Raw genomic sequence first — 16081 nt, 5'->3', positions numbered from 1 at the left:
CCTTGTTAATCAAGGCTCTCCCATAAAACCAACCAAAACAGGAGGTAATTCTAATGAAGAAAAAAATCGCTGTACTACCAGGAGACGGTATCGGTCAAGAGATCATGGACGGGGCATTAGAAGTACTGAAGGCAGTGGGTGATTGGTTCGGTCATGAATTCGAAGTCGAGAAAGGTCACATCGGCGGGGCTGCCGTCGATCGCTTCGGTACACCATTACCTCCTGAAACGATCAAGCTTTGTAAAGATAGTGACGCTGTATTATTAGGAGCTGTAGGAGGTCCAAAGTGGGAGCATCTTCCGAAAGAGCTTCGTCCTGAAAAAGGTCTCCTGGCGATCCGCAAAGAGTTCGGGCTATTCGCGAATCTGAGACCGGTGAAAGCATTTGAAAGTTTACTTGGTGCATCCCCGCTTAAACGGGAGATTGTAGAAGAAGTAGATTTGGTGATTGTCAGGGAACTGACTGGAGGATTGTACTTCGGTCAGCCATCCGGTCGTCAAGGGAAGAGAGACGAAGTAGCAGTTGATACCCTTGTATATGAAAAAAGTGAAATCGAACGGATCGTTCATAAAGCCTTCAAACTGGCTCAAAAACGCAAGAAAAAATTAACGTCCGTTGACAAGGCAAATGTTTTGGAAACAAGTCGAATGTGGCGCGAAGTCGTGAATGAAGTGGCGGCTGATTACCCGGATGTGGAAGTGGAACATATGCTGGTCGATGTCGCTGCCATGAAGCTGATGTATCAGCCGAAGCAATTCGATGTACTGGTGACTGAGAATATGTTCGGGGATATCCTGAGTGACGAAGCCTCCATGATCACAGGCTCACTGGGAATGCTGCCTTCCGCTAGTTTAAGAGGAGACTCCTTCGGTCTTTACGAACCGGTACACGGCTCTGCACCCGATATCGCCGGAAAAGGAAAAGCCAATCCACTGGCTATGATTCTATCGGTTGCCATGATGCTCAGACATTCCTTCGGCTTAAAAGAAGAGGCTGAAATGATCGAAATGGCCGTTCAGGAAGTCCTGAACGCAGGCTACCGTACAGGAGATCTTTGGACGATGGGGCGCGGAACCGTAGTTGGGACAGGTGCCATGAGCCAGCTGGTTGTAGAACGCTTAGAAGCGGATCATGCGCTGTCTTCGATTCTGGCGGCTTATTTATAAGATAGATTTGATTGGAAAGTGCCAGTGGAAATCAACCACTACTCAATCAATTTTAACAATAGAGTCTTAACTGGATAAAAATCTTACCAAACCAGGAGGGAGTTCATGGCAGGGAAAAATATCATCGAAAAGATATGGGAAAAACATATCGTGCACAGAGAAAAGGGAAAGCCGGATTTACTGTATATAGATTTGCACCTTGTACATGAAGTTACGTCTCCCCAGGCATTTGAAGGGCTGCGCTTAAAGAATCGAGAGGTGCGGAGACCGGATTTAACCTATGCGACGATGGATCATAATGTACCGACAAGAGAGCGTCACATCATCAGAGATGAAATCGCTCGACTGCAAATGGATACGTTGAAGAAAAATTGTGAGGAATTCGGTGTCACTCTTGCCGATATCCATCATCCTGATCAAGGGATTGTCCATGTCATCGGTCCAGAGCTCGGATTGACACAGCCGGGGAAAACCATTGTATGTGGAGACAGTCACACCTCTACCCACGGAGCTTTCGGAGCTCTGGCTTTCGGGATAGGTACTAGTGAAGTGGAGCATGTTTTAGCCACTCAAACCCTCTGGCAATCGAAGCCGAAAACCCTTCAAGTCGAAGTATCGGGAGAGCTGGGATTCGGTGTTACGGCAAAAGATGTGATCCTGAATATCATTTCTACCTATGGAGTGGGATTTGGAACCGGATATGTCATCGAATTCACCGGTGACGTGATCCGCAATCTATCCATGGAAGAAAGAATGACGGTCTGTAATATGAGCATTGAGGCAGGAGCCAAAGCGGGATTAATCAGTCCCGATGAGACGACCTTCGCTTATTTAGAAGGTCGGGAGTATCTGCCGAAGCATAAATCATATGAACAATGTAAAGAAGAGTGGAGATCATTGACGAGTGATGAGGACGCCGCTTACGATCACAAAATCGAGGTGAAAGGTGAAGGAATTGAGCCTCATGTAACATGGGGAACCAATCCAGGGATGGGCGCATCGATTTCAAGGTCCGTCCCTCATCCGGAACAGTACGCAGATCCATCTGAAAGAGAAGGGGTTGAAAGGGCGATCCATTATATGGGGCTCGAGGCGGGAATGAGAATTGAGGACATAGCGGTTGATTATGTGTTTATTGGCTCTTGTACGAATTCGCGCTTGAGTGACTTGAGGGCAGCTGCTGAGGTGGTGAAAGGTCATACTGTAAAGCAGGGCGTAATCGCTTTGGTTGTTCCGGGCTCGTTTAAAGTGAAGAAAGAGGCTGAGGAACAAGGCCTGGATACCATTTTTAAAGAAGCCGGATTCCAGTGGAGGGAAGCAGGCTGCAGCATGTGCCTTGCCATGAATGATGATATCGTGCCCCCAGGCAAACGCTGTGCATCCACTTCCAACAGAAACTTTGAAGGCCGGCAAGGAAACGGATCAAGAACCCATCTCCTCAGCCCATCTATGGCCGCTGCGGCTGCCGTGACCGGAAAACTGACAGATGTACGAAAACTTGAAAAAATGCCGGCTTCATAGGAGGTGAAAAGGTGGCAATCAATCATGTTGAAGGAAAAGTATTTCCTCTAAGAAGAGACAATGTGGACACGGATCAAATCATACCAAAACAGTTTTTAAAGCGAATTGAGCGTAAAGGCTTTGGTCAATACTTGTTTTATCATTGGCGGTTTGAAGACGATGGGAAGTCCCTAAGAGACGATTTCTTATTAGACACACCACAATATCAAGACGCCGAGGTTCTCCTCGGTGGAAAGAATTTTGGGTGCGGATCTTCTAGGGAGCACGCTCCGTGGGCCCTTCAGGACTATGGGTTTAAAGTAATCATCGCCAAAAGCTTTGCAGATATTTTTTATAACAACTGTTTGAAGAATGGGATCCTGCCCATTCAGCTGGATGAAAAAACAGTGGATGCTCTGTTAAGAAATGAGAGTCATGTAGATTTATATAAAATGGAAGTGTCCCTTGAGCATCAGACGATTTGTGACTCGGAAGGACTTCGTGTCTCCTTTGAAATTGATCCCTACTGGAAAACGATGCTTTTGAAAGGGCTGGATGAGATCGATTTAACTTTGCATTACGGAAAAGATATTGAAGAATATGAAAAAAATTATGAGGTGAGTGGCTTGGGAATTTAATGGATAACACTGAAGTTGTAGAGGCAATGGAAAGAATCAGTCATCAGGTGCATCGAACACCGTTAAAGCAATCATCGACGCTGAATACGTTCACGGGTGGAGAGATCTATTTGAAAATGGAGAACCTGCAGCGAACAGGTTCCTTCAAAGTAAGAGGCGCAATGAATAAAATCATGTCATTGTCTGAAGAAGAAGCGGGTAGAGGCATCATTGCCGCATCTGCAGGGAATCATGCCCAAGGTGTGGCACTGGCTTCATCCCTGCGCGGAGTTCCGTCGAAAATCTTCATGCCGAAACGAACACCTTCCACAAAAATTGCGGCAACGAAACATTACGGAGCTGAAATTGTCCTGACTGGAGACACCTATCAGGAAGCCTACGGTGCAGCACTTGAAGAGAAAATCAGAAATGGCTCGACGTATGTTCATGCATTTGATGATCATAAAGTGATGGCTGGGCAAGGGACAGTCGCACTGGAAATGCTTCAGCAACTCAGTGATTTAGACATGATCCTGGTACCTGTTGGCGGAGGAGGTCTGTTGGCCGGGATGGCACTGGCAGTAAAAGCCTTTAACCCCCGAGTGAAAATCGTCGGCGTACAGGCACTGGGAGCACCGGCTACCTATAACTTTTTTACAGGAAGAAACAAAGGATCCCTGGAGCATGTACACACGATTGCTGACGGGATCCTCGTCAAGAAGCCTGGAGAGCTCACGTTTCCGATCATCCGGGAGTATGTAGACGATATGGTCACTGTCACGGATGAAGAAATCTCCTATAGCATCATGTTCATGCTTCAACGGGAAAAAACGCTGGTTGAAGGAGCTGGAGCAGCATCCTTAGCGGCAGCCATGTGCCAAAAGGTCAAGGTACAAGGAAAGAAAGTCGGCTGTGTCATCAGTGGAGGAAATGCCGATCCAAGCAAGATCCCTGTGTATAGGGATCTATCCAAAATGGCCAGACAGCTGCACCATATTGTGTAAAAGAAGGGCGGCTCTTAACTACATTGTTAGTTAGGAGCGGTCCTCTATTTATAAGTGGTGGAGTTTTATAAAATAATTCTTCCAATCTATGAGTGATGAAAGCTCTTACATTCTAAAAATACGTAAATACCTATTGTAATAGGTAATTTTTTCTACTATAATGTCCACTATACAAGAACAAATGTACACGAGAAATATACAAATGGAGGTTTTCGGCTTATGGAATCAATTTCAATCGGACTTTTAGGACTCGGAACGGTGGGAGCCGGAGTGGTGAAGATTGTAGAGAATCATCAGGATAAACTGTCCCATCAAATCGGCTGCCCTGTGAAGGTAAAGAAAGCCCTTGTTCAGGATTTAGAGAAAGATAGAGGACTGGAAATGGAAAACAGCATACTGACCTTAAATCCTGAGGAAGTCCTGTTTGATCCTGAAATTGATATTGTGGTCGAGGTAATGGGAGGAATCGAAGCGACGAAGGAACATCTCCTCCATGCACTGCACCAGAAGAAGCATGTCGTAACGGCAAATAAGGATCTCATGGCCCTTCACGGACCGGAGTTACTAAGGGCAGCATCAGAAAACGGCTGTGACCTATTCTACGAAGCAAGCGTCGCAGGAGGAATCCCTATTTTAAGAAGTTTAGTAGATGGCCTCGCCTCCGATCGCATCACGAAAATGATGGGAATCGTCAACGGAACAACGAACTTTATCTTGACGAAGATGACGAAAGAGGGACGGACCTTTGATGATGTTCTCAAGGAAGCCCAGGACTTAGGCTATGCAGAAGCGGATCCGACGGCAGATGTAGGCGGATTGGATGCAGCGAGAAAGATGGCGATTCTTTCAACGTTAGGGTTTTCCATGAACGTCGATTTAGCCGATGTGAAGGTGAAAGGTATTACGGAAGTGACGGGTGATGATATCCAATATGCCGAGCAATTTGGCTACACAATGAAGCTTATCGGCTACGCTCATCGTGAAGGAGAGAGTGTAGAAGTGAGCGTGGAGCCCACTCTGCTGCAAAATGAACATCCACTCGCATCCGTTCATGATGAATATAACGCTGTGTACGTATATGGGGAAGCGGTCGGTGAAACGATGTTTTACGGTCCGGGGGCAGGAAGTCTTCCTACTGCCACAGCCGTCGTATCAGATATGGTAGGAATCATGAAGAATATGAGATTGGGAGTCACGGGTAAGAGTGCGGTGAACCCGCAATTCCCTAAAAAGTTAAAAGAACGGAATGAAATTCATTCAAAATATTTCTTGCGCCTTCACGTTCAGGATGAAGTAGGTGTCTTAGCAAAACTCACCTCCATCTTCTCGCATCACGGTGTCAGTTTCGAGAAGATCCTGCAGAATCCGTTAGACAGTGATGAGTTTGCTGAAATTGTCCTTGTGACTCATAAAGCATCTCTTGATCATTACGAAGACATTTTGATGGAGCTGAAGGATTATGAAGGAGTTCATTCGATTGAAAGTTCATACCGTGTAGAAGGAGGAGACAAAGGATGAGATGGAAAGGGTTACTGGAGCAATATCGGGAGCATCTTCCATTAAATGATGACACTCCTCTCTTAACGTTAAATGAAGGGAATACTCCCTTGGTTGAATTAAAAACGCTGTCCAGGGAATGGGGCATCGAGTTGAATGTAAAGGTTGAGGGAGCAAACCCTACCGGATCCTTTAAAGATCGCGGAATGGTTCTCGCCGTTGCCAAAGCAGTGGAATCAGGAAGTTCGACGGTCATTTGCGCCTCTACGGGAAATACCTCTGCTTCAGCAGCAGCCTATGCAGCGAGGGCAGGAATCAAATGTATCGTGGTCATCCCAGAGGGGAAAATTGCTCAAGGGAAATTAGCTCAAGCTGTCATGTATGGTGCCGAAATCATTTCCATCGAAGGAAATTTTGATGAAGCCCTCGAAATCGTCCGTGAGTTGAGTAAAACCGAATCTGTCACTCTTGTGAATTCAGTGAATCCATATCGATTGGAAGGGCAGAAAACAGCAGCTTTTGAAGTCATCGAAGGGTTGGGTGAGGCTCCTGATGTGCTTGCAATCCCTGTCGGTAATGCAGGGAATATTTCGGCATACTGGAAAGGATTCAAAGAATACCACAATCTCAAAGCATCAACTTTACCACGAATGTTTGGCTTTGAAGCATCGGGAGCAGCAGCCCTGGTCCATGACAGGGTGTTTCCTCAGCCTGAAACGATTGCCACTGCAATCCGAATCGGGAACCCGGCAAGCTGGACATTAGCAATCGACGCGTTGAAGGAATCAAACGGACATATTGATGAAGTAACAGATGAAGAAATTCTTGAGGCCTATCAGCTGCTTGCAAGTAAAGAAGGGATATTTGCCGAGCCCGCTTCATGTGCATCAATTGCGGGAATAAAGAAATCATTAGATAAAGGCTTGATCGAAAAAGGTTCGAAGGTAGTGGCGGTGCTGACAGGTAATGGCTTAAAGGATCCGGTTACGGCCATGGAATGCAGTCCGGTCACTCCAGTGAAGTTGCCAAACGATCGTGAAATGGTGAAGGACTATATTAAAGGGACCATTGGCGTATGAAAAGACGTGCCCCCCGCTCCTGGAAAATCATTGTCCCAGGAAGCACAGCCAATTTAGGAGCTGGATTCGATTCTCTGGGCTTGGCGTTAAATGTATTTTTAACCGTTGAGGTACACGAAGCAGAAGATTGGCAAGTGATTCCCCTTTCTTCTGCCCTGGAGGTCTTTCCGACTGATGAGACACATTTTATAGTTGAGGTCGTGAAAGAGGTGGCGGATGACTACGGTAAGAAGCCTTCTCCTTGTCACCTCTACGTATCCAGTGACATTCCGTTAACGAGAGGGTTAGGCTCAAGCGCAGCAGCGGTTGTGGCGGGCATTGAGCTTGCCAATGCCCTATGTGAGTTGAATCTGTCACAAGAAAAGAAACTGGCACTTGCAAATCGATTTGAAGGTCATCCCGATAACGTGGGTGCTTCATTATATGGTGGGTTTGTAGTCAGCTGTCAGCATGATAAGGGTGTAAGTCTTATATCGGTTCCTGATCTTCCTATTGATGTGGTATGCGTGATTCCAAAAGCTGAACTGAAAACATCGGATTCCAGAAATGTACTCCCTGACAGTCTTTCCTTTGAAGAATCCGTGGAAGCCGGAGCAATTTCAAACGTACTTGTGGCTGCATTTCTAACGGGGGATTGGGAAACGGTTGGGAAAATGATGAAGCGAGACAGGTATCATCAGCCCCACCGAAGAAAGCTGCTTCCTCACTACGATGCAGTAGAAGAGGTAGCGGGCCGTTTCGGGGCATTCGGTGTCGCCTTAAGTGGTGCCGGGCCGACGATTGCCTGCTTTGTGGAACGGGAAGCAAGTGAATGGCTCGCACGGCAGCTGGAACAGTCCTTCCCGAGCATGAACGTCCGCAAATTATCCATCTCCCCGTCGGGAAGCAGCATCACCATCGAACAACCAAAGGTCCGTCCCTCGTCGCTTTGAAACATGCGAGGGACGGACCTTGTTTGGTGGGGGGAATCCAGGTTCTTATGGTTATTTTTCTCTTGAAATCATAAAACAATTTTCTGTTTCATTTACGATCAGGTAGTAGGGTGATTGATGGGTCATGCCCATTTCTTCCCGGAGTTCTTTTGGGATATGGACGGTTCCTTTTTCTGAGACGTAGCGCTTGTTATGAGTAGAGTCCTTGACCGCAGCTTAATATATATACAGTTGTTTTGGTAGATGAGTTCTGCAAGTCTTCCTGGGATTAGTCCAAACTGTTCTCGCCATTTGTGGGGGAGGGTAATCGTACCACTTTTACTGAATGTTTTGCTACCATACATCGTGCTTAACATGTAGCATCACCTGCTTTCACTATCATTGCTTCTCTTTTTTCCTCTTACATGAAAAATAAACGCAATTTTGAAAAAATAGGAAGAAGGTAGGGTGTGTTTAAAGAAAGGATGTTCAGTGGAATAAAAAAGGTATGAACCCTAGTATGGAGGTGTGAATCATCGATCCAATCCAAATTCTGTTTTTGCTTATAATTGGCTATAGTGTTTTTACCATTGATAAAAAGAAAAAGAATGTACCTGTTCCTGTAGTTTTACTTCTGTTTGGAATAGGGTTGTCGTACGTACCTGCTTTTTCTGACGTCAACTTAACGAAAGATATTATCTTTGAATGGTTTCTGCCATCCTTATTATTTATTTCTGCCTATCAATTTTCAACAAAAGCCTTAAAAAAGCATGTTGGAATCATTTCTATCCTTAGTACAGTGGGAATTATCATTACGACCCTTCTGATGAGCCTGCTTTTTTATTACGGTTTGCATCCATGGCTTTCCATTTCATTTATAGAGGCGTTATTAATCGCAACGATTCTGACGCCTACGGATCCTGTTTCTGTTGTATCTATCTTAAAGGAATCTTCCAGTCATCAGGACATAGCAGATGTTGTAGAAGGGGAGTCAATGATCAATGATGGCACAAGCATCGTGCTCTTTACGGTTGTCGCAGGAGTCTACTTTGGCGAAGAGTCCATTTCAGTGCCTTCATTTCTTTTGGAATTTCTATTGGTTTCCTTAGGAGGGATTGCCATTGGTGTGTCGCTCGGTTGGCTGGCGAGTAAAGCCATCCACTTCACAACTGATTCCAGATACCAGATCATGCTTAGCATCATTCTTGCTTATGGAAGCTTTTATATAGGGGAAGAGCTTGGTGTCTCAGGCGTACTGGCTACTGTATTCTCAGGGATCATGCTTTCGTATGAATACGGAAGAACTATTAAGGAACATCATTTTAGAAGGGATCTGAATGGTTTCTGGACCGTCATGGAACCGACCATTCTAACCTTTTTATTCCTATTAATAGGGATCCAGGCCACACAGTATTTGTCTTTCTCATTAATCGGGTGGATCTTCTTCCTATTTATTCTCTCCTTGGTGGTTCGCTATGTTATTATTATTGGTGTTGTCAAAGTGAGAAAAACTTGGAGAAAAAAGTACGGATGGAAGGAAGTATTCATATTAACTTGGTCCGGTATTAAAGGAACCATGTCTGTTGCCTTATTATTAAGTATAGATGGACAAGGTCCTCAGCTGCTCCACTCCTTGACATTTGGAGTCATACTGTTTTCTCTCATCATACAAAGCATTGGAATTTACCCTTTGACGACTTTCTTCTTGAAAGGAAAATAAGTCTTCAAAGAATTTATGATAAATTGGTAAGAACTGAGAAACCATAGGAGAAAGACTATTTTGAATTTAGGTGAACCCTCAACGATGAAACAAGCAAAAGACATTGCCTTGAAAATTTCCGTCACCTACGTATTATTAGGCATCCTGTGGATTATTTTATCCGACTATTTTTCCATGATCATCGCTCATGAAAAGCTCAGCATGTATATTTATTTTCAGCGCTATAAAGGCTGGCTATTTACACTTGTAACAGGTATGATCATTTTTTTCTTGGTGTATCGGAGAACCAGTGAATTAATAATCTCGAATGAAAAGTTGAAGAAGAAAGAGAGGCAGCTTCAAATAAGGAATCAGCATTACCACTCTCTTTTCGAACAAAATACGGATGCAGTCTTAGAGCTTAGCCTGGATGGCAATGTGGTATTTGTGAACTCTGAAGCTGAAGGGTTGCTGGAATCAACTCATGAAGAGTTGAAAGAAGTGAAATTCAGTGAATTTTTGGATGAAGCTGAGATGAAAAGAGTAAGGGATTACTTTTACCAAACCTTTAAAGGCTGGGCGTCAACCTTTGAAACGACCATACATTTAGCCAATAACAACCGGAAAATACTGCGTTGTTCACTTGTACCGATTATTGTGAATCGAAAAGTGACGGGGATGTTTGCCATTGCAAGGGATATCACCCTTCTCCGGGAAAATGAAGAAATGGTGATAGCATCCGAAAAGCTTTCTGTCATTGGACAGCTGGCTGCGGCTGTTGCACATGAAATCCGCAATCCCCTTACATCTCTTAAAGGGTTCATCCAGCTTATGCAAATCAGCAATCGAATCAACCATGATCATTTGGATATCATGCTCTCTGAAGTCGATCGGATAGACTTGATCTCAGGGGAGATGCTGATACTGGGTAAACAGCAGGAGTTCGACCTGCGTCGCGAAAAACTGGATGATATTCTGAAACAAGTTTTGGTACTGATGGAAGCACAGGCTCATCTTGATAATGTATCCATTCAATATAAAAATCTGGCGGAAAAGCCTTTGTACGTATTTGGTGAAGGGAATCAGCTCAAACAGGTGTTCATTAACATTATTAAAAATGCAGTTGAATCCATACCTGAAAACAAGGATGGAAATGTTTCAATTACATTGGTCACCCGAGGCGATGACGCCCATGTTATCGTTGCGGATAACGGAGTAGGCATGGAACCGGAGAGAATCGACCACCTTGGGGAACCATTCTATTCAACGAAAGAAAAAGGAACGGGTCTGGGACTGGCCGTCTGTCAAAAGATCATTGAACGACATAAAGGACATATACACTTTCAAAGTGAAAAAGAAAAAGGAACCGCAGTGGAAATCAGCTTGCCAATCGTGGATGAAGAGATTCCTGCTGCCTCTGCCGATTAAGAAAGGACAAATAGCATGAACTCAATTTCAACGATTATCAATACCCCTACAATTCAAAAAAACTGGGAAGAATCAGGATTCACTTCATTAACTCCTGTCCAGGAGCGTGTAGTACCTCTCATTATGGAAGGGAAAGATGTTGTTTGTGAATCGCCGACTGGAACAGGGAAGACGCTTGCGTATCTACTTCCAATCATCCAAGCCATTGATCCATCAAGAAAACAGGCTCAAGCTGTGATTCTTGCTCCATCAAGAGAGCTTGTCATGCAAATCCACCAGGAAATCCAGAAATGGGCGAAGGGAACAGACGTTACGAGTGCTGCCTTCATTGGAGGAGCAAACATTAAAAAGCAAGTCGAGAAGCTGAAGAAAAAGCCACATATTGTAGTGGGAACAACGGGTCGCCTGATCGAACTGATGAAAATGAAAAAACTGAAGATGCATGAAGTGAAAACCATCGTCGTCGATGAGTTCGATTTAATGATCTCATCAGAACATATCCGTGAAGTGAAGGATATCATCAAAGCCACCTTAAAAGAACGTCAGGTTCTATTCTTCTCGGCCACGTTATCAGACGAAACCGAGAACGTAGCGGAATCATTATTGCAAAACCATGAAATCGTCAAAATGGAAGCCAATCTCGATAACCCGAAAGTAGATCATGTGTATGTATACAGTGAGCTGAGAGACAAAATAGAAGCTCTAAGAAGCATTTCATATTTCAAAGGAATCAAAGCACTTGTGTTTTTCAATCAACTGGAGAAGCTCTCTGAAATAGAAGAAAAACTGAAATATAAGGGAGTCGAGCTGGAAGTCTTGGCAGGGGAATCAAACAAGATGGAGCGTAAGCAATCACTGGACCGCTTCCGTTCAGGCAAAGTGTCCATGCTTCTGACAACAGATGTTGCAGCACGTGGCCTTGATATCACAGACGTCACACACGTTGTCCATTACGACTTCCCAAGCGATACAAAACAATACATTCACCGCTCAGGAAGAACCGGTCGCATGGGAGCGGAAGGAACCGTCATCTGTCTCGTATCCAAACGCGAGCTGAGCTTCCTCGAGAAACTGAGCAAAGAACTCAACCTCCCATTCCAAGAAAAAACCATTCGAGGCGGGGGACTTCAAGCACCGGAACAAAAATAAGATGAAAAAATAGAGGTTCGTCCCCAGGTTTTGAGGGACGGACCTCTGTTTTTTGACTGGAGGGGGTGATGTCTACCCCTCCAAAATTATAACCTTATCCATACACGACATTTCCATCCATCATTGTCATCCAAACACTAGTCTCCAGCATTTCCTCTGCTTCCACATCAAACAAATTCCGATCCAAGACGACTAAATCCGCTTTTTTTCCAACTTCGATCGTTCCTAGATCATGCTCTCTGAAGTTTCCGTAGGCAGGGGATTTCGTATAATGTATCAATGCATTTGCTAATGAAATTTTTTCATGAGGATTCCAGCCGCCTTGAGGAGTCCCGTCCTCATGCTTTCTGGTAACCGCCCGGAAAAGACCGAGCATGGGATTCAGATCCACAATCGGAAAGTCCGTTCCGAAAGCGATACTGGCACTATGATTCTGCAAAGATCCAATCGGCCAGGTGAATCGAGCCCTTTCCGGACCAAGCCTGTCTAAGTAGGCATGTGTATCCATAGACCCTGATGTCAGGTGTTCAGGCTGAATGGATGCAATGACTCCTAATTTCTCAAACCGCTCGAAGTCACTTGGATCACAAACTTCAATATGCTCGATTGTATGGCGGGAATCCCGTGGTCCGTTTACACTCCGGGCATGCTCATACAAATCGAGGCCCAACCGGACCGCAGCGTCTCCACATGCGTGCAGGCGGATCCTGAAACCTTCCCGGTCTGCGTCTTCAATCCATTTTTGGTAAACGTGCGAATCATAAATCGTGCCGCCGGTTTCAGAAGGACGGTCAGAGTAAGGCTGAAGCAAAAAGCCCGTATAGGTAAGGGGGACACCATCCAGGAACTGCTTCAAGCCGGAAAATTGAAGTTTATCGGATTGATACTTTTCCCTGAATTGAATACCACGCTCAAGGTTTCCGTCCAAAACATCCAAAAAATGAATTCTAGTCGTCAGTGTTCCTTTTTCCTCAAAGGTCCTATAAAAAGCTGGATCCCCCAAAGTATATCCGGGAAGAGGGAGCATATCAGAAACAGAGGTTATGCCGTAGGATGAAGTCTTTGCCAACATCCCGTTCATCAGCCTGGTTTTCACTTTTTCATCAAACTTAAAAGCTTCAATTACATACTGAACAGCCGTCTCATACAAAAAGCCGGTCGGCTCCCCATGCTCGTCTTTTTCAATCTTTCCAAAGGGAGGCTCGGGTGTATCACGGTGAATTCCTAATTTCTGAAGAGCAGCTGTATTCAGCCAAGCGCTATGAGCTTCTTCATTCAGAAGCACAACGGGGCGGTGGGGAATGTACTGATCCAGAGAGTGACGGGAGGGAAGAGCCTGACCAGGCCAGCGTACGTGATGCCAGCCGAATCCAAGGATCCATTCTTCATCTGGATGGTTCTTTGCATACTCAGCAACCATTTTTGCCGTCGCTTCTTCTGAATGGCCGAATGTCAGCTTACAGAATCCCTCGAACATTGCCCCTAAAAACAAATGAAGATGGAAGTCATGAAACCCTGCCGTCACCAGGCGGTTTCCGACATCCCATGTTTCTGTAGACGGTCCTATGAAGCTCACCATCTCTGAGCGGGGACCGACTCCAATAATACTGTCATCCCGAACAGCCACGAACCCATCAAAAGGGGATAAAGCTTTTCCCGTAAATATGGCTTTACTTACAATGACTTTATGAGCTTTATGATCCATCCTCGCCTCTCCAATCCAATTCAGCTTATTATATGGCTCTTTTCGCTAAGTTTGTTGCTATCTAAAGGAAGAAAGTAGTAGTTGATTTCCGCTGCAGGATGCTCGCTTTCCGCGGGGCTGGCGGTGAGCCTCCTCGGCACGCCTCCGGGGTCTCACCTGTCCAGCTATTCCCGCAGGAGTCGAGCATCCTTCCGCTCCAATCAACTTTCTAAGCGTGTTTTTCATAAGAATAACTTAGCAAACCACCTCTTTTTAGGTGAGTAGAAGTAATATCCTATTGAAGAATTCTATCTTCTAAGTAGGTTGTAATTAAGACCTTTTAGCTCTGTCACGAAAAAAACTTTTAAAGATGGTGAGGAGGCTCGGCCGAACGCTAGCTGCAAGCGGAGTAGTTCCCCTCACCATCCAGTCTATACTGATTGACAGAGCCCAAGCAGACCTTGTTTTAAAAAAACAATCTTTGCGAAAAGAGCCTATTAAATCGATTGTAACCAGAATAAGGAAAGAATACAAACCAACGCTTCTTATCACGAGTATTAGATTTTATGAGAAATTCAATTTTCAAGAAGGCATTAAAAAATACAATGTTGAATAGTAAAAGAGAACAAGAAGAAAAGGAGAATGATTATGCTGACAAGAACCTTTCCGGTGCTTGAAACAGAAAGATTCCGCTTAAGACAGATGGAAGAAGGGGATGCTCCCCAAGTATTTGACTATTTTTCAAAAGATGAAGTCACTCGATATTATGATTTAGAGTCGTTTCAAGAGGAAAAACAGGCCGTTGAGATCATCAACAGATGGAACGGGAGATTTCAGGGAAATGAAGGGATCAGATGGGGGATTGCTTTAAAAGAAACAGACGAAATCATTGGCAGCTGTGGTTTTCATCAGTGGGAAAAAGAGCACTTTAAAGCCGAGGTGGGATTTGAGGTTCATCCAACCTATTGGAGACAAGGGGTCATGTCCGAAGTGCTAAGACCTACCTTGAAGTACGGGTTTGAAGAAATGTCCCTTAATCGAATAGAAGCTTTTTATGATCCGGAGAACACGGCTTCAAAGAAATGTCTTGAAAAAGCAGGGTTTATCTTCGAAGGAGTATTGAGAAAAGCGGCATTTGAAAAGGGTATCTTTTGTGATGCTGCTGTTTGTTCCCTGTTAAAAGAAGAGTTTTAAGCAAAACTTAAGACGCTGCTTATGCCTATACCACATAAACAGCGCCTTAACTTAAGTAAACCTTATTCAATTAACTTTACTATCCTTTCTTACTAATACACATACTTAACATTCTTTTGAATTAATGGTATTGCATGTATTATTTAGTTTATTTTCTCTTGCCGCTGATTTTCCCACACGCCCACATGTTACGAAGATAGTTTTCACGGGCTATCTTCTTGCGTACCATGATGTTAGCATGCTTCGCTTACACTCTTCATTGGAATCATCTCCTGAAATAAGATTGCGCATTCCCGCATATCCACACATCTTGAAATCAGTTTTCACGGGCCGATCTCAAAAGCGAGATGTGATGCTGACATGCTTTGCTAACTTACTTCATTGGAATCACGCCTTCCTTTAAAGTTTGTGTTTGTAAATCTTTTATTAATTATATATTAACAAATTCTAAAATTAATGCAAATGTTCAGAATAATCAATATAATGCGATTTAGGCTGTTTTTAACGATGAAATAGTCGGTTATCTTACTTTATCTCAATCTTTCTTGTTTTTTGAAAATTCTTTTCGAAAAAGTAAGCAGCTTCTGAAAAAGTGGATTCAATTATACATGGACCGTTCCTTTTCGCTCCAGGCACTTTCTTTCCGCGGGGAGGAAGTCGAGCCTCCTCGGGCTTTGCCCTGTGGGGTCTCGACTTTTCCTCTATTTCCCGCAGGAGTAAAGTGCCTTCCGCTCCAATCCACTCTGTGCAACTACATTTTTTTTTGCCTATAAATTTGGACAAACAAAAACCTTAAAGCTCATTTTGAAAATATGAAATGAGCAAAAAACAGAGTTAATCTAATCTTCTATTAAGATAATATTTTTCCAAATCCAGCTCCCGGTTCACAAGCAGTTCCATTTCTTCGAGATGATGTGTCTCCACCACGGGATCAAGGTGGGACCAGTGAACTTTATTTACGAAGTAATAGTTTCTGATTTTCCTGAGGATGACAAGGGAGTGGGGGAAGTGATCGAATTCTGCCTTTATGCTGTTGAAGCGGGTAAAGCCCCATTTTGTTAGATTCATCTTTTATCACCTAATGTTCTATTACCTTTTCTTTCAATATGTTAATCCCCGGGGAGCATATCCGATTTAAACAAACGTTTGATTA

The 16081-nt window shown here is 44.2% G+C and carries 13 protein-coding genes; 11 read left to right on the top strand and 2 right to left on the bottom strand.

The features are described 5' to 3' along the window. Positions 1 to 53: 53 nt before the first annotated feature. The 10 genes from leuB to FZC88_RS12020 all read left to right on the top strand — a co-directional run bounded on the left by leuB (position 54) and on the right by FZC88_RS12020 (position 12050). On the top strand, positions 54 to 1166 hold the full coding sequence (gene leuB, locus FZC88_RS12065) for a 3-isopropylmalate dehydrogenase (RefSeq protein ID WP_148967303.1): 1113 nt from the start codon (positions 54 to 56) through the stop codon (positions 1164 to 1166). 105 nt (positions 1167 to 1271) lie between these two features. Next, positions 1272 to 2687, top strand: a complete 1416-nt coding sequence (leuC, locus tag FZC88_RS12060; RefSeq protein WP_148995036.1) for a 3-isopropylmalate dehydratase large subunit — start codon at positions 1272 to 1274, stop codon at positions 2685 to 2687. Positions 2688 to 2698: 11 nt separating this feature from the next. After that, positions 2699 to 3304, top strand: a complete 606-nt coding sequence (gene leuD, locus FZC88_RS12055; protein ID WP_148967305.1) for a 3-isopropylmalate dehydratase small subunit — start codon at positions 2699 to 2701, stop codon at positions 3302 to 3304. Next, positions 3304 to 4287 (top strand): threonine ammonia-lyase, encoded by a 984-nt coding sequence (ilvA, locus tag FZC88_RS12050; protein WP_262371840.1) that lies wholly within the window; start codon positions 3304 to 3306, stop codon positions 4285 to 4287. The genes leuD and ilvA overlap by 1 nt, the downstream gene beginning before the upstream one ends. Before the next feature lie 219 nt (positions 4288 to 4506). Next, entirely contained in the window at positions 4507 to 5805 is a 1299-nt protein-coding gene (locus tag FZC88_RS12045) for a homoserine dehydrogenase (protein ID WP_148967306.1), read from the top strand. Beyond that, positions 5802 to 6863 (top strand): threonine synthase, encoded by a 1062-nt coding sequence (gene thrC, locus FZC88_RS12040; RefSeq protein WP_148967307.1) that lies wholly within the window; start codon positions 5802 to 5804, stop codon positions 6861 to 6863. The genes FZC88_RS12045 and thrC overlap by 4 nt, the downstream gene beginning before the upstream one ends. Continuing rightward, positions 6860 to 7795: a homoserine kinase gene (gene thrB, locus FZC88_RS12035; protein WP_148967308.1), complete on the top strand. Its 936-nt coding sequence runs from the start codon at positions 6860 to 6862 to the stop codon at positions 7793 to 7795. The genes thrC and thrB overlap by 4 nt, the downstream gene beginning before the upstream one ends. A 538-nt stretch (positions 7796 to 8333) precedes the next feature. Continuing rightward, positions 8334 to 9494 (top strand): cation:proton antiporter, encoded by a 1161-nt coding sequence (locus tag FZC88_RS12030; RefSeq protein WP_316247233.1) that lies wholly within the window; start codon positions 8334 to 8336, stop codon positions 9492 to 9494. An 84-nt stretch (positions 9495 to 9578) separates the two neighbouring features. After that, on the top strand, positions 9579 to 10901 hold the full coding sequence (locus FZC88_RS12025) for an ATP-binding protein (RefSeq protein ID WP_148995035.1): 1323 nt from the start codon (positions 9579 to 9581) through the stop codon (positions 10899 to 10901). A gap of 15 nt (positions 10902 to 10916) precedes the next feature. After that, positions 10917 to 12050: a DEAD/DEAH box helicase gene (locus FZC88_RS12020; protein WP_148995034.1), complete on the top strand. Its 1134-nt coding sequence runs from the start codon at positions 10917 to 10919 to the stop codon at positions 12048 to 12050. A 94-nt stretch (positions 12051 to 12144) separates the two neighbouring features. Here the strand turns inward: FZC88_RS12020 and FZC88_RS12015 are convergent, their stop codons facing one another. Then, complete coding sequence (locus FZC88_RS12015; RefSeq protein ID WP_148995033.1) at positions 12145 to 13755, bottom strand: amidohydrolase; 1611 nt, start codon at positions 13753 to 13755, stop codon at positions 12145 to 12147. A gap of 627 nt (positions 13756 to 14382) precedes the next feature. Here FZC88_RS12015 and FZC88_RS12010 point away from each other — a divergent pair. After that, positions 14383 to 14928: a GNAT family N-acetyltransferase gene (locus tag FZC88_RS12010; protein ID WP_262371839.1), complete on the top strand. Its 546-nt coding sequence runs from the start codon at positions 14383 to 14385 to the stop codon at positions 14926 to 14928. An 834-nt stretch (positions 14929 to 15762) separates the two neighbouring features. On the opposite strand, the gene FZC88_RS12005 is transcribed toward FZC88_RS12010, so the two are convergent. Next, complete coding sequence (locus FZC88_RS12005) at positions 15763 to 15996, bottom strand: hypothetical protein (RefSeq protein ID WP_148967314.1); 234 nt, start codon at positions 15994 to 15996, stop codon at positions 15763 to 15765. Between the last annotated feature and the right edge of the window lie 85 nt (positions 15997 to 16081).

Origin of the sequence: Rossellomorea aquimaris, assembly GCF_008180865.1 — a bacterium.
Classification (GTDB): Bacteria; Bacillota; Bacilli; order Bacillales; family Bacillaceae_B; genus Rossellomorea; species Rossellomorea yichunensis.
The sequence above is the reverse complement of the archived record's forward strand: the minus strand, read 5'-3'. Positions and strand labels throughout refer to the sequence as shown.